Source organism: Saccharopolyspora kobensis, from assembly GCF_900108315.1.
GTDB classification, from domain to species: Bacteria; Actinomycetota; Actinomycetes; order Mycobacteriales; family Pseudonocardiaceae; genus Saccharopolyspora; species Saccharopolyspora kobensis.
Genome location: NZ_FNVB01000004.1, coordinates 472308 through 494318, shown reverse-complemented (window position 1 = coordinate 494318; position 22011 = coordinate 472308). Strand labels below are relative to the sequence as shown.

General features: G+C 72.0%; 22 protein-coding genes. 11 read left to right on the top strand and 11 right to left on the bottom strand.

What is annotated here, in order from left to right:
• Positions 1-37: 37 nt before the first annotated feature.
• Positions 38-715, bottom strand: coding sequence for a DUF2848 domain-containing protein (locus C4T78_RS15115; RefSeq protein ID WP_093345073.1), 678 nt, complete (start codon positions 713-715; stop codon positions 38-40).
• A gap of 99 nt (positions 716-814) precedes the next feature.
• On the opposite strand from C4T78_RS15115, the gene C4T78_RS15110 reads away from it, so the two are divergent.
• Positions 815-2104 (top strand): MFS transporter, encoded by a 1290-nt coding sequence (locus C4T78_RS15110; protein WP_093345070.1) that lies wholly within the window; start codon positions 815-817, stop codon positions 2102-2104.
• 42 nt (positions 2105-2146) lie between these two features.
• Here C4T78_RS15110 and C4T78_RS15105 read toward each other — a convergent pair whose 3' ends face one another.
• A complete protein-coding gene (locus C4T78_RS15105; protein WP_093345068.1) occupies positions 2147-2773 on the bottom strand; it encodes a GntR family transcriptional regulator in 627 nt (208 codons plus the stop codon).
• A gap of 62 nt (positions 2774-2835) precedes the next feature.
• On the opposite strand from C4T78_RS15105, the gene C4T78_RS15100 reads away from it, so the two are divergent.
• Together C4T78_RS15100 and C4T78_RS15095 are read left to right on the top strand one after the other, a co-directional pair.
• Entirely contained in the window at positions 2836-3627 is a 792-nt protein-coding gene (locus C4T78_RS15100; protein ID WP_093345065.1) for a carbon-nitrogen hydrolase family protein, read from the top strand.
• 207 nt (positions 3628-3834) lie between these two features.
• Positions 3835-4653: an SAM-dependent methyltransferase gene (locus C4T78_RS15095; RefSeq protein WP_093345063.1), complete on the top strand. Its 819-nt coding sequence runs from the start codon at positions 3835-3837 to the stop codon at positions 4651-4653.
• An 84-nt stretch (positions 4654-4737) separates the two neighbouring features.
• Here C4T78_RS15095 and C4T78_RS15090 read toward each other — a convergent pair whose 3' ends face one another.
• Positions 4738-5658: a CPBP family intramembrane glutamic endopeptidase gene (locus C4T78_RS15090; protein ID WP_093345060.1), complete on the bottom strand. Its 921-nt coding sequence runs from the start codon at positions 5656-5658 to the stop codon at positions 4738-4740.
• Between the two features lie 143 nt (positions 5659-5801).
• Between C4T78_RS15090 and C4T78_RS15085 the strand changes: the two genes are divergently transcribed.
• Positions 5802-6377, top strand: coding sequence for a Uma2 family endonuclease (locus tag C4T78_RS15085; RefSeq protein WP_235862953.1), 576 nt, complete (start codon positions 5802-5804; stop codon positions 6375-6377).
• A 39-nt stretch (positions 6378-6416) separates the two neighbouring features.
• On the opposite strand, the gene nadC is transcribed toward C4T78_RS15085, so the two are convergent.
• Genes nadC through nadA form a run of 3 tightly spaced genes read right to left on the bottom strand, consistent with a single transcriptional unit; the run spans position 6417 to position 9879 of the window.
• Positions 6417-7265: a carboxylating nicotinate-nucleotide diphosphorylase gene (gene nadC, locus C4T78_RS15080; protein WP_093345058.1), complete on the bottom strand. Its 849-nt coding sequence runs from the start codon at positions 7263-7265 to the stop codon at positions 6417-6419.
• Positions 7262-8866 (bottom strand): L-aspartate oxidase, encoded by a 1605-nt coding sequence (locus C4T78_RS15075; protein WP_093345055.1) that lies wholly within the window; start codon positions 8864-8866, stop codon positions 7262-7264. Before C4T78_RS15075 ends, nadC begins: the two co-directional genes overlap by 4 nt.
• Complete coding sequence (gene nadA, locus C4T78_RS15070) at positions 8863-9879, bottom strand: quinolinate synthase NadA (RefSeq protein ID WP_093345052.1); 1017 nt, start codon at positions 9877-9879, stop codon at positions 8863-8865. Before nadA ends, C4T78_RS15075 begins: the two co-directional genes overlap by 4 nt.
• A 152-nt stretch (positions 9880-10031) precedes the next feature.
• Between nadA and C4T78_RS15065 the strand changes: the two genes are divergently transcribed.
• Both C4T78_RS15065 and C4T78_RS15060 read left to right on the top strand, forming a co-directional pair.
• Positions 10032-10682, top strand: a complete 651-nt coding sequence (locus C4T78_RS15065) for an NUDIX hydrolase (RefSeq protein ID WP_093147913.1) — start codon at positions 10032-10034, stop codon at positions 10680-10682.
• Between the two features lie 21 nt (positions 10683-10703).
• The gene (locus C4T78_RS15060; protein WP_093345050.1) at positions 10704-11459 is read left to right on the top strand and encodes a hypothetical protein; all 756 of its coding nucleotides are present in this window, start codon (positions 10704-10706) and stop codon (positions 11457-11459) included.
• Here the strand turns inward: C4T78_RS15060 and C4T78_RS15055 are convergent.
• Positions 11456-12046 (bottom strand): TetR/AcrR family transcriptional regulator, encoded by a 591-nt coding sequence (locus C4T78_RS15055; protein ID WP_093345048.1) that lies wholly within the window; start codon positions 12044-12046, stop codon positions 11456-11458. The genes C4T78_RS15060 and C4T78_RS15055 overlap by 4 nt on opposite strands.
• Positions 12047-12088: 42 nt before the next feature.
• Here C4T78_RS15055 and C4T78_RS15050 point away from each other — a divergent pair, with 42 nt between their 5' ends.
• From C4T78_RS15050 to C4T78_RS15040, 3 genes are read left to right on the top strand one after another with little or no spacing between them, the layout of a single operon-like run.
• Positions 12089-12538, top strand: a complete 450-nt coding sequence (locus C4T78_RS15050; protein WP_143185709.1) for a hypothetical protein — start codon at positions 12089-12091, stop codon at positions 12536-12538.
• A gap of 55 nt (positions 12539-12593) precedes the next feature.
• Entirely contained in the window at positions 12594-13265 is a 672-nt protein-coding gene (locus tag C4T78_RS15045) for an LON peptidase substrate-binding domain-containing protein (protein WP_093348181.1), read from the top strand.
• A 41-nt stretch (positions 13266-13306) separates the two neighbouring features.
• Entirely contained in the window at positions 13307-14275 is a 969-nt protein-coding gene (locus C4T78_RS15040; protein WP_093345043.1) for a DUF8017 domain-containing protein, read from the top strand.
• A 58-nt stretch (positions 14276-14333) separates the two neighbouring features.
• Here C4T78_RS15040 and C4T78_RS15035 read toward each other — a convergent pair whose 3' ends face one another.
• Positions 14334-14945, bottom strand: a complete 612-nt coding sequence (locus C4T78_RS15035) for a DUF2567 domain-containing protein (protein ID WP_093345040.1) — start codon at positions 14943-14945, stop codon at positions 14334-14336.
• A 239-nt stretch (positions 14946-15184) separates the two neighbouring features.
• Here C4T78_RS15035 and C4T78_RS15030 point away from each other — a divergent pair, with 239 nt between their 5' ends.
• Positions 15185-17155: an arabinofuranosyltransferase gene (locus C4T78_RS15030; RefSeq protein ID WP_103908128.1), complete on the top strand. Its 1971-nt coding sequence runs from the start codon at positions 15185-15187 to the stop codon at positions 17153-17155.
• A 144-nt stretch (positions 17156-17299) separates the two neighbouring features.
• On the opposite strand, the gene C4T78_RS15025 is transcribed toward C4T78_RS15030, so the two are convergent.
• From C4T78_RS15025 to C4T78_RS15015, 3 genes are all read right to left on the bottom strand, one after another.
• On the bottom strand, positions 17300-18247 hold the full coding sequence (locus C4T78_RS15025) for a hypothetical protein (protein ID WP_093345038.1): 948 nt from the start codon (positions 18245-18247) through the stop codon (positions 17300-17302).
• Positions 18248-18324: 77 nt separating this feature from the next.
• On the bottom strand, positions 18325-18972 hold the full coding sequence (locus C4T78_RS15020; protein WP_093345035.1) for a response regulator transcription factor: 648 nt from the start codon (positions 18970-18972) through the stop codon (positions 18325-18327).
• The gene (locus C4T78_RS15015) at positions 18969-20153 is read right to left on the bottom strand and encodes a sensor histidine kinase (protein ID WP_143185708.1); all 1185 of its coding nucleotides are present in this window, start codon (positions 20151-20153) and stop codon (positions 18969-18971) included. Before C4T78_RS15015 ends, C4T78_RS15020 begins: the two co-directional genes overlap by 4 nt.
• Positions 20154-20447: 294 nt before the next feature.
• On the opposite strand from C4T78_RS15015, the gene C4T78_RS15010 reads away from it, so the two are divergent.
• Positions 20448-21941: a potassium/proton antiporter gene (locus C4T78_RS15010; protein ID WP_218161479.1), complete on the top strand. Its 1494-nt coding sequence runs from the start codon at positions 20448-20450 to the stop codon at positions 21939-21941.
• Positions 21942-22011: the final 70 nt, after the last annotated feature.

Genomic DNA, 22011 nt, shown 5'->3' with positions numbered 1-22011 from the left:
TGCCGCAGCGCCGCGAAGCGCTCACGGGCCGTCGCGCTCACGCCACCGGGTCGGGCATGCGGTCGAGGCGGTACTCGCAGGCGATGGTGGCGCCGGTCTTCGGGTCGCCGAGCTCCACCCGCCAGGAGCCGGCGAACTGGTCGACCGCCGAGTCCATCGGGATGGTGCCCGACAGCAGCACGGTGCCCGGCCGCAGCAGACCGCGCTCCCGCAGGTCGTCGAGCCAGTACTGGGGCGAGAGCAGCTCCGCCAGGGTGCCCCGCTGGATCTGCTCGCCGCCCGCCCAGGCGGTCAGGGTGAGCTCGTCGACGCGGTCGGCGACGTCGACCAGCCGCCACGCCTGGCGCCCCAGCACGTCCGGCCCGGCCTGCTTGCTCCACGCGACGCCGTGCACCTCCAGCGCCCGGTCGGTGTGGTCGCAGGCGACCGTGAGCAGCACGTCGCGCTCCTCCGGCCCGGCGATGACCAGCGCCCACTCCGCTTCTCCGGAGGTGCGGTCGTGCTGCACCGGGACCGCGTCCGGCTGCATCGCCAGGTACGGCGCGACCGGGTACAGGCACGGCGTGCTGGTCGGCGCGGGCACGCCGAGTTCGGCGAGCTCGGCGACGTGCGCGGCCACGTCGTCCTGGCTGCGGCCGGCGTAGCCGCCGTTGAGCAGCGTCGTCACCGACACCTCGACGACTTCGCCGTTGACATCGAAACGCAGTGGAAACACAATCCCCTCCAAGGCGGCATACCGGTTGTATACATTTAGTATCACAGCCACCCGCACCTCTGCGCGGCAAGCCGACGACCTGGTACGACAAGGACCTCGATGACTCAAGCCATCCCCGCCACCACGCGGCCACCCCGCAAGGATCTGATCAAGGCGTTCGTCGCGTCGCTGAGCGGAACCTCCCTCGAGTGGTACGACTTCGCCGCCTACTCGGTGGCCTCGGCGCTGGTGTTCGGCCAGCTGTTCTTCCCCAGCCACGATCCGCTCTCGGGCACGCTGCTGGCGTTCTCGACCTACGCCGTCGGCTACGTCTCCCGGCCGCTGGGCGGCTTCGTCTTCGGCCGGCTCGGCGACGTGCTGGGCCGCAAGCAAGTCCTGGTCATCACGCTGCTGGTCACCGGCGTCTCGACGTTCCTGATCGGACTGCTGCCCACGCACGGCCAGGTCGGGGCGCTCGGCGCGGTGCTGCTGGTGATCCTGCGGTTCGCGCAGGGCGTGGGCATCGGCGGCGAGTGGGGCGGCGCGGTGCTGCTGTCCAGCGAGTTCGGCAGCGAGAAGCACCGCGGTTTCTGGGCGTCGGCGGCGCAGATCGGCCCGCCCGCGGGCAACCTGATGGCCAACGGCGTGCTCGCGGTGCTGGCCGCGACGCTGACCCAGGAGCAGTTCATGTCCTGGGGCTGGCGGGTGGCGTTCCTGCTCTCGGCCGTGCTCGTGCTGTTCGGCATGTGGATCCGGGTGAAGCTGGAGGAGACGCCGGTCTTCAAGGAGCTGCAGGCCAAGGGCGAGCAGGCCGGTGCGCCGGTGCGCGAGGTCTTCACCCGCGAGCCGCGGGCGCTGGTCTCGGCGATCCTCTCCCGCGTCGGCCCGGACGTGCTCTACGCGCTGTTCACCGTCTTCGTGCTCACCTACGCGACGCAGGAGCTGGACATGCCCAAGAGCTGGGCGGTCACCGGCGTGATGCTCGGCTCCACGCTGCAGCTCGTGCTGATGCCGCTGGCCGGTGCGCTGTCCGACCGGATCGGGCGCCGCCGGATCTACGCGGTGGGCGCGATCGGCGCGGGCGTGTGGCCGTTCGTGTTCTTCCCGATGGTCCAGGGCGGTTCGGCGACGCTGCTGGTCATCGGCGTGATCGTAGGCCTGGTGTGGCACGCGCTCATGTACGGCCCGCAGGCGGCCTTCGTCTCCGAGCAGTTCAGCCCGGCGCTGCGCTCCACCGGATCGTCGCTGGCCTACACGCTGGCGGGCGTCATCGGCGGCGCGCTGGCACCGCTGCTGTTCACCGCGCTGTTCGCCCACTTCGGAACCTGGATCGCTCCGGCGGCGTACCTGGTGGCGACGTGCGCGGTGACGCTGATCGGTCTCGCGCTGGGTCGCCGCGACGCGCAGTGAGGTGCTCGTGAGCGGTTCGGGACGCCCCGAACCGCTCACGGCTCAGCCCTCGATGAGAACTTGCTGGGTGGCCGAGAGATGGCTGGTGATCGCGGCTTCGGCGGCTTCGGCGTCGCCCGCGACGAGCGCGTCGACGATCGCCTCGTGCTCGACCAGCACCGCCTTGCGGCGGTCGCCGCGGGCGAACAGCGCCACGATGCCGGCGCGGATCTGCCGGGCCCGCAGCCCGTCGTAGGTCTTGCTCAGCATGTCGTTGCCGACGGCGCGCACCAGCGCCGAGTGGAACCGGTGGTCGCGGTCGATGAACGCGCGGTCCTCGCCCTCACCGGCGAGGGCGCGCTGGGCGTCGAGCTCGGCGCGCATCTCGGCTTCCGGGACCGCGTCGAGCTCGATGGCGCGCCGGGCCGCGTAGCACTCGATCATGGCGCGGATCTCGAACAGCTCGCGGATCTCGCGACCGCCGACCGGCGCGATGTAGGCGCCGCGCTTGGGCACCAGCTGCACCAGCTCCTCGGCGGCGAGCAGCAGCAGTGCCTCCCGGATCGGCGTGCGGGACACCCCGATCTCGTCGGCCAGGGCCTGTTCGTTGACGAACTGCCCCTGCATCGACGGATCGCTGAGGACGGTGTCCTTGAGGTGGTCGTAGGCGAGTTCGCGTCCGGACGGCAACGAGTACCCCTTCTTGCATATCGCTGGTATACAAAACATGGTAACGGTTGTGGAGGATGGTTATGCGGATTGCGTTGTGCCAGATCGTGACCGGCCCGGACCCGAAGGCCAACCTGGAGCTGGTGGCCGACGGCATCCGACGGGCCGCCGAGGCGGGCGCCGATCTCGCGGTGTTCCCGGAAGCGACCATGGCGTGCTTCGGCGTCAAGCTCGGCCCGCTGGCCGAACCGCTGGACGGACCGTGGGCCACCGAGGTGCGGCGCCTGGCCGATGAGGCGGGCATCGCGGTGGTGGCGGGCATGTTCACCCCCGCCGCCGACGGCCGGGTCACCAACACGCTGCTGATCACCGGCCGCGGCCTGGACACGAGCTACGACAAGATCCACCTCTTCGACGCCTTCGGCTTCGCCGAGTCCGACACCGTGGCCCCCGGCGCGGAACCGGTGGTGGTGGAGCTCGACGGCACCAAGATCGGCTTCGCGACCTGCTACGACATCCGCTTCCCCGGCCTGTACACGGCGCTGGCCGACCGGGGCGCCGAGGTGATCGTCACCTCGGCCTCCTGGGGCTCCGGCGAGGGCAAGCGCGAGCAGTGGGAGCTGCTGGCCCGGGCCCGCGCCCTGGACTCGACGTCGTGGGTGGTGGCCTGCGGCCAGGCCGACCCGCGCAGCATCGGCCGCGAACCGAGCGGCAAGGCCCCGACCGGCATCGGCCACAGCCTGGTGGCCACCCCGCTCGGCCAGATCCACGCCCAGCTCACCGACTCCCCGGAGGTCCGGGTCGTCGACGTCGACCCGGCCGCAGCGGCCCGAACCCGCGAAGCCATCCCGGTCCTCGCCAACCGCCGCATCTGAACGAGCTGGAGGGCCCTTCGACCTCGGACGGTCGGAGCGGCCCTTCACCTCATGAGGCCAACGAGCGACCTCGTGCTCCGAGCACGCCGCTCGACGCGGTTCCGGGAAGTAGCGACCCGGTCCTCCCGATGCCCTGCACGGCATGTCGGAAGTGCGGTAGACAGTAGCCGACAGTAGCCATCCAGTGCTGGTAGGGAGAAACCCGGTATGCCCGATTCCGAGGACGTCCAGATACGGGGGTCCGCCGTTTCCGACGAGATGGACACGACCGTGCCGCACGCGGCCCGCGTCTGGAACTTCTGGCTCGACGGCAAGGACCACTACGCGGTCGACCGCGCCGCCGGCGAGGAGTTCCTGCAGGTGTTCCCGGGGATGCGGACGGCCGCGCAGGCCAGTCGGGGCTGCCTGGGGCGGATGGTCCGGCACCTGGTCGCCGAGTGCGGCGTGCGGCAGTTCCTGGACATCGGCACCGGCCTGCCGACCGCGGAGAACACCCACGAGATCGCGCAGCGGGTGGCCCCGGAGAGCCGGATCGTCTACGTCGACAACGATCCGCTCGTGCTGGCCCACGCCCGCGCGCTGCTGACGAGCACGCCGGAGGGGGCCACCCGGTACATCCACGCCGACGTCCGCGAACCCGAGGCGATCGTCGAAGCCGCCCGCGAATTCCTGGACTTCGACCGCCCGGTGGCCCTGATCCTGTTCGGAATCATGGGCCTGATCCCCGAGTACGACCGCGCACGTTCCATTGTGGACACTTTGCTGGCGGCGCTGCCGGCGGGCTCCTACCTGGCGCTGTTCGACGTCGACGACACCGATCCCGGAGCGGTGGACGCGGCGCGGCGCTATGCGGAGTCCGGCGCGATCCCGTACAACCACCGCACGCCGGAGGAGATCGCCGGCTACTTCACCGGCCTGGAGCTGGTGGAGCCAGGTGTCGTCCGGTCCGGCCAGTGGCGCGCCGAGGCCCCGGAGCTCGCGCAGCAGGACACCACCACGCTGGCAGGGCTGGGACGCAAGCCCTGACGCCCGCCTCCGCAACGGGACCGTGAGTCTTCTTGGTTGTCACCTCACCGGAAAGGCTCACGGCCCGAACGCGCGCTCTCGCCGTCACCTGGTCGTCGACCGGGTGCGGCGGCGGTAGGCGAGGTAGGCGAGGACGGTGCCCGCGATGAGAGCCGCGGTGGTGAGCAGGCTGGCTTCGATGCCGAAGCCGCCGCCGGTGAGCAGGTCGGCGCTGCCCGGCGCCCCGCCGATGCTCAGCACGGTCGTCCGGACGTCCATGCCGGAGACCTGGATGCCGTAGACGTTGCCCTGGCACCAGTTCCACACCGCGTGGAAGGCGCAGACGCCCCACAGGCCGCCCTCGGCCAGCGCCCAGAACGCCAGCAGCAGCGCGATGAGCAGGATGTTGACCAGGGCCACCACCGTCACGTTCGGGTTGGTGCCGTGCAGCAGCGAGAAGACCACGGCCTGCAGGACGACCGCTGCGGTCAGGCCCCACTTCCGGAAGGTGACCTGCATCAGGTAGCCGCGCGTGATGATCTCCTCGGTGCTGGCCTGCACCGCGAACCCGATGAGCGCGACGAACGCCGCGCCCACCCGCGCGGTGTGCACCGCCCCGACGTCGAGCTGTCCACTGAGGAGGTTCACGCCGACCGGCACGCCCAGCAGCACCACGGCCACCCCGGCGCCGATCGCCAGGTGCAGGCCGACGCGCGAAGCGGGGAAGAACCCGACGCTGCCGAACGGCCGCCCCTCCTTGAGCCGGATCCACAGCGCGAGCAACCCGGCGATGCCGACGAAGCTGAGCAGCATCGCGAGCTGATCGGTCAGCTCCACCGCCCCGCCCAGCGCAGCCGCCGAAGCCCCGAACAGCGGGAACAGCACCAGCGCGGCGAGGACCTGCCCGACCAGCAGGCACACCACGACCACGACCAACCCGACGATCGGCCCGCTGGGCCGTTTCGCGCGCTCGATCCCGCCCAACAACGGCGACGGCAGCAAGAGGCTCGATTGGGCATTCGTCATGCCTGAATCATCCCCGACCACCCCACGGCAAACACATCGAGTAGCATTCTGTAACTCCGAGTGAACGACCCGTCTCGCGCGATCCCCGAGGCAGGTCATTGCGGCTACGCTGGTCCAGTAATCGTGGGGAAAGGGGCTCGACAATGACCGCACTTCCCGACTGGATGGCCTTGCCGCCCGAGGGGCTGAGCGCTGCGGACTACGAGGCGCTGCCCGAGGAAGTGTGCCGTCACATCGAGATTGTCGATGGAGCCATCGTCGTGACCCCCGCCCACCGTCGGCTTCACCAGAGAATCGCTCGCCGACTGGCGGGTGAGCTGGAGCAGGCCGCTGCCCCCGAACTGACCGTCGATACGGGCGTCGATCTTCGACTTCGGGACGTCCCGCTGCTCAACCGCCGCCCGGATGTCGTCGTCTACGACTCCGCGCTGCCCGACGACGCGCTGCTCAGGCCGCAGCACTGCCTACTGGTGGTCGAGGTGATGTCACCGGGGTCTGTTACCGCTGATCAGACCGACAAGCCTGCCGAATATGCCGCCGCAGGCATCGAGCACTTCTGGCGTGTCGAGAGCGACGCTCAGGACGACCGGTGCCTGACCGTGTTCCGCTACCGCCTGGATCCCACGACACGGCTCTACGCGCTTCTCGGCGCGGACACCGACAAGCTGTCAGTGTCCGCGCCCGTAGAACTCACCATCGACTTCGACTCACTGCTGTAAACGGCTCGCGCATGATGCGGCCTCTTCGGCACCGGGTGGTCACATGTCGAGGCCGAGGTCGAGGGCCGGGGAGGAGTGGGTCAGGCCTCCGACCGCCAGGTACTGGACTCCGGTTTCCGCGTACTCCGCCGCCACTTCGAGGGTGAGGCCGCCGGAGGCCTCCAGTTCCGTGCGCGGGGAGACCTCGGCGACGCGGCGGACCGCTTCCGCGCACTGGTCCGGGGTGAAGTTGTCCAGCAGGACCAGGGACACGTCCTCGGCCAGCACCGCGTCGAGCTCGTCCAGCGTGCCGACCTCGACCTCCATCGGCAGGTCCGGCGCGTGCGCGCGGCAGGCCCGCACCGCGGCCACCACCGAGCCCGCCGCCACCACGTGGTTGTCCTTGATCAGCAGCGCGTCGCCCAGGCCCATCCGGTGGTTGACGCCGCCACCGCAGCGGACCGCGTACTTCTGCAGCACGCGCAGGCCGGGCAGCGTCTTGCGGCTGTCCCGGATGCGGCAGCCGGTGCCCGCCACCGCGTCCACCCACGCCGCGGTGGCGGTAGCGATGCCGGACAGGTGGCACAGCAGGTTCAGCGCCGTGCGCTCGGCCGTGAGCAGGCCGCGGACCGGGGCTTTGACCCGCAGCGCGCAGTCGCCCGGGGCCAGCGCGTCGCCGTCGGAGCGCTCGGAGAGCACCGCGTAGGCTTCTGCGCCCAGCACCTCGTCGAGGACCATCCGCACCACCGGCAGGCCCGCGAGCACACCGGCGCGGCGGGTGTTGAAACCGGCTTCGGCGACCGCGTCGGCGGGCACCGTCGCCACCGTGGTCGCGTCCGGGCCGTAGCGCAGGTCTTCGGCCAGCGCGGTGCGCACCACCTCGCGCGCGTCGTCGATGTCGATCGTCATGCCGCCGTCCTCGCAATCCCGGCCGTGGTGTGGATGAGCCATCCCGATGCGTCCAGCCGGAACACCGTGCTGCGCCGCCAGCGCAGGTCGTCGGTGTCCGGGAAGTCCGAGCGGCGGTGGCAGCCGCGGGACTCGGCGCGCTGCCGGGCCGCGGCGAGCAGCGCCTGCGCGGTCATCAGCATCGACGCGTCCTCCACCGCTTCCCTGGTCCGCAGCGGGCGGACGATCGCCGCGCCGTCCAGCGCTCTCGTGGCTGTGGCCAGGCCTTCTTCGGAACGCCCGATGCCCGCGTGGCGGCTCATGACCGTCTGCAGCAGCTCGCGGTCGACCACCGCGAGCGCGGGCGGGCTGACCTCGCCGACCGGCTTGCGGGTCAGCAGGCCGCAGCACAGGTCCTTGGCCACCGCCTCGGCCGCGCGCGCCCCGACGACGAGGCCTTCCAGCAGGCTGTTGGAGGCCAGCCGGTTCGCGCCGTGCAACCCGGTGCAGGCCACCTCGCCCGCCGCGTAGAGCCCGGACACCGAGGTTCGTCCGTCCACACTGGACATCACGCCGCCGCACGAGTAGTGCGCGGCGCTGGCCACCGGGATCGGTTCGCGCACCGGGTCGATCCCGGCCGCCAGGCACGCCGCGTGCACCGTCGGGAACCGGGCGGCGAAGCCCGCGCCGATGCCGGTCGCGTCCAGGAAGACGTGTTCCGAGCCGGTTTCCGCGGCGCGGCGGTTGATCGCCGCCGACACCACGTCGCGCGGCGCGAGGTCCTCCAGCGGGTGCTCCCCCGCCATCACGCGGCGACCGCGCACGTCGACCAGGACCGCGCCCTCGCCGCGCACCGCCTCGGTGATCAGCGGTCGGCGGCCGCGCGGGCCACCCGGCGTGTAGAGCACCGTCGGGTGGAACTGCACGAACTCCAGGTCCGCCACGGTGGCACCGGCCCGCAGCGCGAGCGCCACACCGTCCGCAGTGGACACCTCGGGGTTGGTGGTGGCCGCGTAGAGCTGGCCGAGGCCGCCGGTGGCCAGCAGCACCGCGGGTGCGCGCAGCACTCCCGGCCTGCTCTCGCCGTCCATCGCCAGCGCCCCCGCGATCGAGCCGTCCTCGCCGCGCAGCAGCTCGACCACGCAGTGCTGCTCCAGCACCGGGATTCCGCCGCCGCGCACCGCGTCGGCGAGCGCGCGCTGCACCTCCGCGCCGGTGGCGTCGCCGCCCGCGTGGATCACGCGGAACGCGCTGTGCCCGCCCTCGCGGGTCCGCGCCAGCTCGCCGCCGGTTCCGACGTCGAAGCGGGCACCGGCCGAGCGCAGCCGGTCGATCGCCGCCGCACCGCCGGCCAGGATCTCCCGCACCGCCGGGCGCGAGCACAGCCCGACGCCCGCGGTCAGCGTGTCCTCGACGTGCTTGGCCAGGCTGTCGCCCGGGTCCAGCTCGTCGGGCCGGACCACGGCGATGCCGCCCTGCGCCCAGCTCGTGTTGCCCGCGTCGACCGAGTCCTTGCTGACCACCAGCACCCGCAGACCCAGCTCGCGGGCCCGCAGGGCCGCGGTCATGCCCGCGACGCCGGTGCCGACGACGAGCAGGTCGGCGCCCGCTTCCCAGCTCATTCGCCGCCTCCGGGCTTGCCGATGGCGATCATCCGCTCGACCGAGGCCCGCGCGCGGTCGGCGACGTCGGTGGGCACGTGCACCTCGTCGGCGCCCTCGCGCAGGCAGCGCAGCAGCGCGGCCGGGGTGATCATCTTCATGTAGCGGCAGGAGGCCCGGTCGTTGACCGCGCGGAAGTCGATCTCCGGTGCGGCCTTGCGCAGCTGGTGCAGCATGCCGACCTCGGTGGCGACCAGCACCGACCGCGCACCGGTGTCGCGCGCGGCGGTCAGCATGTCGCCGGTGGACAGGATCTTCACCCGCTCCGGGGCGACGGTGCCCTCCCCCGCCAGGTACAGCGCCGAGGTCGCGCAGCCGCACTCCGGGTGGATGAACAGGTCCGCGTCCGGGTTCGCCGCCGCGCGCTCGGCCAGCTCCGGGCCGTTGATGCCCGCGTGCACGTGGCACTCGCCCGCCCAGATGTGCAGGTTGTCCCGGCCGGTCTCGCGCTTGACGTGCGCGCCGAGGAACTGGTCCGGGCAGAACAGCACCTCGCGGTCGGCCGGGATGGAGCGCACCACGTCGACCGCGTTGGACGAGGTGCAGCAGATGTCGGTCTCGGCCTTCACCTCGGCGGTGGTGTTGACGTAGGAGACCACGACCGCGCCGGGGTGCTCGGCCTTCCAGGCGCGCAGCTGCTCGGCGGTGATCGAGTCGGCCAGCGAGCAGCCGGCGCGCTCGTCCGGGATGAGCACCGTCTTCTCCGGGCCGAGGATCTTGGCGGTCTCGGCCATGAAGTGCACGCCGCAGAAGACGATCGTGCTCGCGCTGCTGCTGGCCGCGATGCGGCTCAGCGCCAGCGAGTCACCGGTGTGGTCGGCGACGTCCTGGATCTCGGGCAGCTGGTAGTTGTGCGCCAGCAGCACCGCGTCCCGCTCGTCGGCCAGCGCGCGGATCTCGCGGGCCCAATCGGCGTCGGCCCGCACTCCCGTGTAACCGGCGTCGGTCCGCTCCCAGGTGGCAGTAGCGGCCATGTCGTCCTCCTCGCCGGATCCCCCGGTCGGCTGGCCAGGGAGGTCCGTTCCACACCCCGGATCAACCGCTCCGAGGTTTTCGCCTTAGAATCGAAAACGTGCCACATCCTAACACCGCAGGTCACCCGAACGAGAGCGACGCTGGTCACGAAGTGCTCGCCGGAGTCCTGCAGGTGCGCGACGACCAGCTGCAGGTGATGCTCTGGCAGCGGGCACGGGAGCCGGACGTGCACCGGTGGTCACTGCCCGGCGGGCGGCTGGCCGCCACCGAGGACGTGGAGACCTCGATCCGCCGCCAGCTGGCCGAGAAGGTCGACGTGCACAAGCTCTCCCACGTCGAGCAGCTCTCGGTGTTCAGCGCGCCGCACCGGGTGCCCGACCGCCGCGTGGTGGCCACCGCGTTCCTCGGCCTGGTGCCCTCCGACGTCGATCCCGAAGTCCCCGCCGACACCCGCTGGCACCCGGTCGAAGCGCTGCCGCCGACGGCCTTCGACCACGAGCAGATCGTGCTGGCCGCCCGGGACCGGCTGCGCGCCAAGCTGTCCTACACCAACATCGGCTTCGCCCTGGCCCCCGCCGAGTTCACCGTCTCCGAGCTGCGCGGCATCTACTCCGCGGCGCTGGGCTACCAGGTCGCGCCGACCAACCTCCAGCGCGTCCTCACCCGCCGCGGCGCGCTGGAACCCACCGGCCGCACGCTGCCGGCCGGCCCGGCGGGCGGCCGCCCGCCCGCGCTGTTCCGCTTCACCAGCCGCGACCTGCAGGTCACCGACCCCTTCGCCGTCTTCCGCCCGCCGAGCTAGGCCTCTGGCAGGATTCCGGCAATGCAGGTGACTCGCTTCGACGTCCTGGAACCGGCGCTGCAGGGGCGGCTGAACTCCAACACGGTGGCCCGGCTCGACGGCGTCGAGACGTTCGCCGAAGTCCTCGCCGCCATGGACGAGCTGCGCGCCGCGCACGCTCCGGCGCGGATCCTCTGCACCCTCGACGACGTCGACCAGTGCGCGTACACCAGCGGCCACGCCTCGTTCGACGACCGGCTCTGGTTCGACACCGAGGACAGCGACGACCCTGCCACGAGGCATCGCGCCGACAACGCGCGCACCGCGCACATCGCCGCGGCCCTCGACGCCGGGGGCATCGCGTGGGAAGCGCTCCCCGGCTCGCGGGTCGGCGGAGAGCAGGACGCGGCGGCGCTGGTGGAGCTGAACCGCGACCCGGATCAAGCGCTCGACGACGTGGTGCTCGTCCAGCGGGTGCCGGTGGCCCGCGACGACCTCGCCCTGGCAGCCATCCCGAACGGCTACTTCACCGGCGACTGGGACACGTTCCAGAACCACGCCGTGGTCCGGAGGATGGCCGCGCACGGCTACCGCCACATCGGAACCGGCGCCGAGCTGCTCGCCTTCGACCGCGAGAGCGCGCCGACGCCGGAGGCAGCGCGAGCCGTCGTCGCCGACCTCGTCCACCTCTACGGCGCATCCGGCTCCGACTGCTGGGTCCAGCTGACCGCGCTGCTCGCCGAACGGCGCTTGCTGATCATCGGCTACGGCGAGGACTTCGCCGAACGACCGGCCTAGGGCCGCAGCGAGTCGAGGTGGCGGGAGAGCACGCGCACCGCCCAGTCCGGGCCCTGCTCGTCGGGCTCGTAGACGAGGTGGACGGCGAGGCCGTCGAGCAGCGCGTGCAGGCGCCACGCCTCGACTTCGACATCGCTGCCCGCGGCCAGGTCGACGCCGTTGTCCAGCCGCTCGACCATCCACCGGCACAGGCCCCGCAGGGCGCGGTGCGCGTCGTCGCGGGGCTGCTTGAGCCTGCCCTCGGTGTTCGCCGCCGTGAACAGGGCGATCGAGACCTGCATCTCCGCGGTGCGCTCCGCGTCCAGCGGGAGCAGCTGGGCCGCCATCTCCTCGACGGTCGCGCGGACCGTCGCGCGCGGCGGCAGCGCGGAGATCCGCCTGCTCACCCGCTCGCTGACGAAGTCCATCAGGAAGACCAGGAGTTCGTCCTGGGTGGGGAAGACGTGCCGCACCGAGCCCGCGGACAGACCGGCCTCGGCGGCGACCGCGCGCACCGACACCTGCGCCACCCCGTCGCGCAGGATGATCTGCCACGCCGCCAGCGCCAGTTCTTCACGACGCTTCCGGTGGTCGATCAACTTCGGCATTCCGACATCCTAGCTAGCACAACCTCGCCAACATAATCCGCTGTGGAAGCACACGCGTACCACCAAAAACCCAACTCGCTCCGCTGGCTGAGCCCGGCTTGCGCTGCCCTCGCGCTCGGTTACGCCGCGCTACCGGTGGTCATGGCGCTCGCCCCGGGAACGACTCGCGAGTCGGTGCTCCGGAGCAACCCGGAGCTCACCGGCACCGCGGTGGACTTCGCCGTCGCCGCGGCCATCGGCTACTCCGCCGCGGTGCACGCCATCAGCATCGCGCTGCTGGTCTGGTTCACCGCGGCGACGCTGCGCGGACGCCGCTGGGGCCGGATCGCGCTGACCGTCCTGCTGGTGCTGGCGACCGCGGGCAGCTTCGCCTCCTGGGACGCCGGCCTGCAGTTCCAGTGGTCGGTGATCCTCAACAACGCCCTCCACCTGGTGCTGCTCGGGCTCGTCTGGGTGCCGCGATCGGCCCGCCGGTTCTTCGCCAGGACCTGACCGGTTCCGCGTTCGCGGGGCCGGTCCTTCACCCGGCAAGTAGGTTGGTGGCGTGTTGGACGTCTTGCCGCTGTTCCCGCTGAGCTCGGTGCTGCTGCCGGGTGGTCACCTGCCGCTGCACGTCTTCGAACCGCGCTACCGGCAGCTGGTCGAGGACCTCGTCGGCGAGTCGTTGCCGGACCGCAGGTTCGGCGTGGTCGCCATCAGGCAGGGCTGGGAAGTCGGCGAGGACAACGTGGACTCGATGTACGACGTCGGGTGCTCCGCCCTGCTGGACCAGGTCCGCGCACTGCCCGGCAACCGCTACGACGTCAGCGCCGCGGGCGAGCGGCGGTTCCGGCTGCTGCAGATCGACCGCGACACCGCGCCTTACCTGATCGCGCACGTGCAGTGGCTGCCCGACACCGAACCGGCCGACGACTCGCCTGCCCGCCGCGAGCACCTGACCACCGCCGCCCGCGCTGCGCACCAGCGCTACCACGCCACCGGACTGCGCGGCGGCAACCGGGAATTGCCCGACGCCGACGCCGCGGAGCTCTCCTACCTGCTGGCCGACGACTGCGTGCTGACCGTGGAGGACCGGCAGGACCTGCTGGCCGAGACCGATCCGCTGGTGCGGCTGCGCAACGTCCGCCGGCTGCTGCTGCGCGAAGCGGAGTTCCTCCGCGAACTGCGCGCCGTGCCCGCGCCGCTGGCCGAGTTCACCCAGGGCACGAGCGTCAACTGACCTGGGGCGATCACGTCTCGTCGGCTGGTTAGGATCACTCCATGTCCTCACCTGGTGGTCATTGGGGTTCGCACGAGAGCGGTCAGCAGTACGACCCGCTGACCGGTCAGCCGGTGGGCGGTGCCCAGTACCCGCAGCCCGACGCTCAGCAGTACCAGGGCTTCGGCGCGTACGGCCAGCCGCAGCAGCCCCAGTACCAGCAGTACCAGCAGCCCCAGTACCCGGGCATGCCCGGCGGCTACCCGACGCCGCCGAAGAAGAGCAAGGGTCCGCTGATCACCGCGATCGCGCTCGGCGCGGTGGCGCTGATCGCCATCGTCACCACGGCCGTCGTGCTGCTGGTGCCCAGCGGCCAGCAGGCCTCACCGACACCGCCGCCGAGCCCGAGCACCACCAAGAGCACCCCCACCCGGACCACCACCGCGCCGCCGAGCGCGGCCAACCCGGACCTGCAGCCGGTGGTCCCGGGCTGGCAGGTGGTGCGGGTGCCCAAGCGCACCGCGCTCTACGACGTGCCGCTGGCCGGGTGGGAGCTGGATCCCGACCCGGAGAACATCCAGGCCTACGGCCCGCCGGACGACCCGGTGACGATGACCGGTGTCGCCGACTACATGGTCGGGTTCTGCCCCGGCGATCCCCGCAGCTACCGCGCGACCTCGGGCGTGAGCGCCCGCAAGGGCCCGGACGACACCACGGTGGCCAACGAGACGCTGGCGAAGCTCGTCCAGCACGCGCACAGCCGCGACGGCATCGCGCCGATCGTCGAAACCGGTGCGCCGGAGCACATCCAGCTTCCCGGCAACGTTCCCGCCGTCCGCGTCACCGCGCGCGTCACGCTGCCCAAGCCGGGCGCGTGCGACGCGGCCACCGCGCTGACCAGCGTGGTGGCGACGAACAGCGACGGGCAGAGCTCGGTGGTCATGATGGCCACCGCCGACCAGGGCGTCGAAGGCGCGCTGAGCCAGGAAGACCTCAACAAGCTGACCGGTTCGCTGCGCGCCGCGCCCTGATTCCCGGCTCGCGGGAGAACGCGCGTCCCGGCCCGGGGCGCGCGTTCTTCGCTCGAGATCAGGGCAGGCGACGACCGAGGTCGTCCAGGCCGTTCCAGGAAGCCGCGAGGCCGTAGCCGAGGGCGAGCGCGAGCGGTTGCGCCAGCAGGACCCAGTTCGTGCCGATCTCGGGCGCCACCGCGATCAGGTCGCCCAGCTGCGGGTTCGTCGGCATCGGGTACAGCCCGGAGGCGAACGAGACACCCATCTGCACGCCGAGCCAGGACGCCACCAGCGAGCCGAGCGCGCCCGCGATCAGCAGCACCGGGCCGCGGCGGCGGCGCACCCACCAGAGCACGGAGGACGTGAGCAGCCCGAGGCCGAAGGTCAGCAGCGCGAAGATCGCGATCGCGTCGAAGCCGTGGTAGCTCTCCACCAGCAGCGGGGTCAGCGAGCCGTTCGGCCCGAGCACGCTCTGCTGCGGCGGCGCCAGCCGCGACCACACCCAGCCCGCGGGCAGGCCGAGCAGGGCGATCAACGACACCGCGCTCACCGCGGGCAGCAGGTCGGCCTTCACCACGACGCGCGGCACCGGCGGGGCGGCGAGCCGGGGCAGCAGGTGGTCCAGCTCGGTCCCGACCCGCTCCGGGACGGCACGAGTGCCGTGGAATTCGTGGGGACTCTCCGCCACCCGCCGACCTCCTCAGTGGCGTCGCACCGCGATGCGGACCGCGGTGGCTCCGGGCACCGGATCGCGGCTGAACCCGCGACCCGGAAACGGCGACCGGCCGTTCCGGTCACCCTAGCGCTACGCCGCGCACCGCCCGCATCACCCGATGGCGGGGTCTGCGGCGCACATCAACTATTCTGCGCGGGCCCCCATGTCAGCTACGCCGAAGGACGCGTGAAGTGGCGGGAATCCTGCCGAGCATGAAGTTGACCGGACCGAGCCCGATCGACGAACCGCGGCGGGACTCAGCGGTCCGCCTGCCGCTGCGCAACACCGTCGCCGAGCTGCTGCTGGGCACGGTCGTGGCCGTCGTGGTGAGCATGCTGCTGCAGTTCGCGGCCGCCCGCCTGAGCATCAGCGAACCCAGCTTCGCCCCCGAGGCGCTCGCCGCGGTGGGCAGCGGGGTGGTGCTGGCCGTGCTGTTCCTGGCGCTGGCGCTCGGCCACCGCCGCTCGCCGCGCTGGCTGCGGCTGTTCGGGTCCTGGGTCGCGCTGAGCGCGTTCAGCACGCTCGCACTGGCCATCCCGCTGCAGGCCACCAGGTTCTACTACGGCGGGTCCTCTGTGGACAACGGCTTCCGCATGCAGTACATGACGCGGATGGCCAGCACGCCCGGCCTGGCCGACATGAACTACGCCGACACCCCGCCCTACTACCCGGGCGGCTGGTTCTGGCTGGGCGGCCGGTTCGCCAACCTCCTCGGCTGGGAGGGCTGGGCCGCCTACAAGCCGTACGCGCTGACCTGGGTCGCGGTGAGCACCGTGGTGGCGTTCACGCTGTGGAGCGTGGTGGTGCGCCGCCGCATCGCGCTGCTGGCCGCGATCGCGACCGCGCTGGCCGGGATGCTGCACGGCGTCGAAGAGCCCTACGCCTGGCCGTCGGCCGCGTGGCTGGCGCCGGTGGCGGTGCTGGCCTGGCACGCGCTGCGGCGGCGCGGCCCGGCTCCCCGGTGGACGCTGGTGTGCATCGGCGTCTACGTCGGATTCGCCTCGATCACCTACACCCTGCACTTCGGCTTCGCGGTGCTGATGATCGTGACGATGGCGGTGCTCATCGGCGCGTTCCGGGTGCACCAGGGCCAGCGGCTGTGGCCGACGGTGCGGCAGCTGTTCCTGCGGCTGCTGCCGATCGGGCTGGTCAGCCTGGTCATCGCGCTCGTCGGCTGGCTGCCCTACCTGCTGGCCACCAGCTTCCTGCTGAACAACCCGCGCAGCGCGGCGCTGCACTACCTGCCCGAGGACGGCGCCTTCCTGCCGGTGCCGATGATGCAGGGCACCGCCTTCGGCGTGCTGTGCCTGGCGGGCCTGGTGTGGCTGCTGGTGCGCTGCCGCCGCAACGAGGTCGCGGCGTCGATGCTCACCATCGTCATCGCGGTGTACTGCTGGTTCGTGCTCTCGACGCTGGCGCTGATCGCCAAGACCACGCTGCTGGCGTTCCGGCTGAACGTGATCCTCGACGTGGTGCTGGCCGTGGCCGGGGTGTTCGGCCTGCTGGAGCTCATCGGCTACCTGCGCCGCAGGTTCGACGCCCGGCACGCGCTGCAGATCAGCATGGTCGCCTGCGCGCTCGGGATGCTCGGCGCGATCACCATCAACCAGGGCGCGATCGGGGTCGCGCTGCAGGACTCGGTGAAGGCCGCCTACCAGGACTACTACCCCACCGGCGACAACGCGATGGGCCAGCGCGACCCGGACGAGCTCGGCTCGTGGACCGACGACGAGGTCCGCGCGGTCGCCGAGCTGACCGGCCGCGCACCGGAGCAGAACCTGCTGCTGAGCACCGACTACAAGCTGATGTCGTTCAAGCCCTACTGGGGCTTCCAGCAGGAGACGCCGCACTACGCCAACCCGCTCGGCGACTACGACGAGCGGGCCGCCGAGATCCACCGCTGGACGACCGCCCGGACCAGCGAGGAGTTCCTCGGCATGCTCCGCAGCAGCGAGTTCCGCACGCCGAACGTGTTCATCCTGTCCAACCCGGCGAGCCCGCACTCGGACGTGGAGCTGCCGGAGAGCGAGGAGGGCAAGCTGGTGCTGCAGCTCAAGGGCGACGCCTTCCCGCAGCTGCCGAACGTCCGCGACTACGACGTGTACTTCGACCCCGCGGTGTTCGACTCGCCCGAGTTCGTCCAGCGCGAGGTCGGCCCGTACACGGTGATCGCCCGGCGCTGAGCCTGCGGTTCCACGCGGAGCCAGCAGCTCCACGGCTCCGTTTCCGCTGGCGGAGACCCGTGAGTGCTTTGGGGTGCTATAGCCCCCCAAAGCACTCACGGGACCTGAGCAGGTGCAACGGAGCCGACCAGTGCCTGCGCTGCACTACACCGCCGCGGGCTGCGGGGTCGTGGTGCGGCGGGTCCGGTAGTTCAGGGCGGCCAGGGCCAGCGCGACCGACCACAGGGGCCAGAGCAGCATCGGCAGCCAGGCCATCGGAGCCACCGAGAGCGCCGAACCCGGTATCGCGGCGACGCTCAGGATCTCCTTGGCCGCCGTCATCACCAGCACCGACACCGACAGCGCGGCCACCACGGGGAAGTTGACCGGCACCTCGCGGCCCGCGACCCGCGGCATCCAGCGCGGCCAGCGCTCGCCCCACGGCCGGATCAGCCCCCAGGTCAGCACCGCTCCGCCGGTCGCGGCCACCGCCAGCCCGAGCCCGGCGCCCTTGCTCGCCGAGTCCATCGGCACGGCGAAGCCCGGCACGTTCAGCACCATCAGGAAACGCGTCGCCGCGTAGACCAGCGGCGCGATCATGGCGACCTTCGTCCACCGCGCGGTGCGGATCCGGGCCAGCTCGTGAGACGCGGCCCCGTCCGGCGACGACCGGGCCACCACCGTCCACAGCAGACTCGCGGCGGCCACCGCCATGGCCAGCTGCATGAGCAGCGGCACCGAGAGGTAGGCGGCGAGGTTGTCGACGTGGCCGGTCACCGCCGAGACGACCATGAACGGCAGGTAGCCGATCGCCGCCAGCGCACCGGAATCCAGCAGCAGCGCGAACACGCCGAGCGCGGCGATCCGGACCGCGGCGCCGATCCGCCCGCCGCGCACCACGGCGGCGGCGATGATGAGCGCGCCGCACGCGATCATCACCAGATCCGCCGCCGGCTGCGGCAGGAAGGCCAGCGAGCGCCCGGAGGTGGTGCCCGGTGCGGCCAGCGGGTTGGGCGCACCGACGGCCCAGCACACCAGCGGGATCACGAGCAGCGCCAGGCCGACGATTCCGGTCGCCCAGCGGGAGAAGCGGTGTTCCTCGGTTTCGTTCATGGCCGCAATGCTCGCCGGGAACCGGGGTGCCGAACCTCCTCCGCGACGGACCGATCTCCTCCTCCTGGAGGAGGAGATCAGCTCCGCACCACGCCGTTCTCGTAGGCCCAGATCACCGCGTGCAGGCGGTCGCGGACGCCGAGCTTGCGCAGGATGCTGCCGACGTGCGTCTTCACCGTGGTCTCGGCCAGGTGCAGGGTGGCGCCGATCTCGGCGTTGGAGCAGCCGCGCGCCAGCTCCACCAGCACGTCGCGCTCGCGCCCGGTCAGCGCTTCCCACGGCGGATCCGGTGGCTGCGGCGCGGACCTGCGGGCCAGCTCCAGCAGGCTGCCGGTGGCGCGCGGCGAGACGATCGAATGACCCTCGTGGACGGTGCGCACCGCCGCCACCACCTCCTCGCCCGGGGTGTCCTTGGTCAGGAAACCGCTGGCGCCGGCGCGCAGCGCGGCGAACAGGTTCTCGTCCAGGTCGAAGGTGGTGAGCACCAGCACCCGGGTGCCCGGCAACTCGGCGGTGATCAGCTCGGTGGCCGCGATGCCGTCCAGGTCCGGCATCCGGATGTCCATCAGCACCACGTCCACCCGGTGCGCCCGGCACGCGGCCAGCGCCTCCCGCCCGGTCGCGACCTCGGCGACGCAGGTCAGGTCGTCGTGCAGCCCCAGCACGGTGGTCAGCGCCGAGCGGATGAGCTGCTGGTCGTCGGCGACCACCACCCGGATCGTCATCGCGGTGCTCCCGGCAGGCCGAACCCGGCCCGCACCTCGGTTCCGCCACCAGGTGCGCTGCGCACGTCGAAATCGCCTCCGATCTGCCGCATCCGCTCGGCCATGCCCGCGATGCCGAACCCACCGCCCGCGGCCAGGTCAGCCGAGGTGCCCGGACCGTCGTCCGAGACCGTCACGGTAAGCCGGTCCGCCGCCCAGTCCAGCACCACCCGGCACGTCACCTCCGGCCCGACGTGCTTGAGCGCGTTGGTCACCGACTCCTGCACGATCCGGTAGACGGCGTGCCGCTGCGCGGTGTCGATCTCCCGCTCGGTGCCGCTGCTGACCAGCTCGACGGCGGCGCCCGCGCGGCGGAACGTCTCGACCAGCTCGGCGAGGTCGCCGTCCGCGGGCGCGGGCTCGTCGCCGGTGCGCAGCACGCCGAGCATGCTGCGCAGCTCCCCCATCGCCTGCCGCCCGACCTCGACCGCCGTGCCGATCATCTCCCGCGCCTTCTCCGGATCGCGGTCGAAGACCAGCCGGGCGGTGTCGGCCTGGGCCAGCACGACCGCCAGCGAGTGCGCGGCCACGTCGTGGATCTCGCGGGCGATCAGCCGGCGCTCGGCGGCGGTGGCCTCGCGCACCTGCTGCTCGCGCAGCAGCTCGGCCTGCGCCGCCCGCTCCTCCAGGGACCGCACGTAGGCCACCCGGATCCGCTGGTAGCGGCCCAGCGCCCAGGCCGCGAGCACCGATCCGAACGCCGCGGTCGCCAGCACCCCGGCCGTGCCCAGCGGGTCGAACGGGAAGCCGATCACCCCGCGCACGACGCTGATCCCCGCGCCGAGCAGACCGCAGGCGACCGGCAGCGCGGAGCGCTCGGTGTAGGCGACGACCGCGTACAGCAGCACCGGGTGGATCAGCGAGAACGGCAGCAGGATCGGCGGCACGCCCTGCTCGCCGATGTTCGGCAGCGCAACCAGCCCGAGCATCAGGGCCGAGCCGACGACGAACGCCCCCGTCGGCCGGATGCGGCGCACGGCCAGGCAGCCGGTGAGCCCGACCAGGATCGCGATCACCGCGGCCGCCACGGCCGGATCCGCGTCGCGCACCGTGCTCAGCGACGCCGCCCCGACGACCGCCCCGCAGAGCACGGACACCGAGCCGTCGACGAGGAACCGGTGATCTGTGGTTGAAGTCCGCACTGCGCCAACGTATCCGCCCGCGGGCGCGCGGACCTCCTCCTCGAGAACGAGGTCCGCGATCCACTGTGGTTCCCGGCCACCCTCCGCTCCGACGACCGGCACCTCGGGAACCTGCGCAATTTCAATTGAAATCAGACGTGCGATTTCAATTGAAATCGCGTCGCTCCGGGCGGGCGGAACGGGGAGCGGTCGCCCGCGGGGCCGCGGGCCGGCCCCGTCACGCGAGGTGAGTCCGGGAGAACTCGTTGAAACTGGGTCCACCGGAACACTCGGGCGGACGGGGGTGCGATGAGTCTGGAGCAGTTGTACCTGGTGCTGCTGGTCGGCGGGCTCGTGCTCCTCACCGGCGCGGTGGCCGCGCTGCTCGCCACCCGGCTCGGCCTGCCCAGCCTGCTGCTCTACCTCGGACTGGGCGTGGTGCTCGGCGAGGACGTGCTCGGCATCGAGTTCCACGACACCGAGATCGTCCAGAGCCTGGGCACCGCGGCGCTGGCGGTCATCCTCGTCGAGGGCGGGCTGGCCACCCGGTGGTCCGACATCAGGCGGCTGATCGCGCCCGCCGCGCTGCTGGCCACGGTGGGCGTCGGCATCAGCCTGGTGGTCACCGCACTGGGCGCGCATCTGCTGCTGGGCATCGACTGGCAGTTATCGCTGCTGGTGGGCGCCATCGTGTCCTCCACCGACGCGGCGGCGGTGTTCTCCGTGCTGCGGGTGCTGCCGCTGCCGAGGCGGCTCGCCGGGCTGCTGGAGGCGGAGTCCGGTTTCAACGACGCGCCGACGGTGATCCTGGTCCTGCTGTTCAGCACCGTCCCGCTGGAGATCGCGCCGCTGGAGATCGCGCTGAACCTGGTCTACCAGCTGGCGGTCGGCGCGGTGATCGGGCTGGCGATCGGCTGGGGCGGCGCGCAGGTGCTGCCGAGGCTGGCGCTGCCGGCCGCCGGGCTGTACCCGGTGGCGACCTTCGGCCTCGGCGTGATCGCCTTCGCCGCCGGTGGCGCCGTGCACGCCAGCGGGTTCATCGCCGCCTACCTGGCGGGCCTGGCCCTGGCCAACACCGGCAGGCTGCCGCACCGCTCGGCCACGCGCTCGTTCGCCGAGGGGCTCGGCTGGCTGGCGCAGATCGGGCTGTTCGTGCTGCTCGGCCTGCTGGTCACGCCGAGCGAGCTGCCCGGCGAGGTGTTGCCCGCGCTCGTCATCGGGCTGGTGCTGCTGCTGGCGGCCCGGCCGCTGTCGGTCGTGCTGCCGCTGCTGGGCTTCGGCGTTCCGTGGCGGGAACAGGTGTTCCTGTCCTGGGCGGGACTGCGCGGCGCGGTGCCCATCGTGCTGGCGACCTTCCCGATCGTGCGGGGCGTGCCGGGCAGCGAGCGGGTGCTGGACATCGTGTTCGTGCTGGTGGTGGTGTTCACCCTGGTGCAGGGGCCCAGCCTGCGCCCGCTGGCCAGGCTGCTGGGCATCATCCCGCGCGAGGCCACCCGGGAGATCCAGGTCGACTCGGTGCCGCTCAACGTCGTCGGCGCCGAGCTGCTGACGATGACCGTGCCGCCGGGGTCGCGGCTGCACCACACGACGGTGGTCGAGCTGCGGCTGCCCGAACCGGCGGTGATCCCGCTGGTCGTGCGGCGCGGCCGCGCCTTCGTCCCGATGCCGGACACCTACCTGGAGATCGGCGACGAACTGCTCGTCGTGACCACCGTGGAGCACCGGGCGGCCGCGGAGCGCCGCCTGCGCGCCGTGAGCCGCCGCGGCAAGCTCGCCCGCTGGTTCGGCGAACGCGGCGACCCGGACTGACCTCCCCGCGGCACAGGGCCGCCATCGGTGCCGTTTCCGCTGTTCAGCTCCCGTGAGTGCTTTGTGGTGT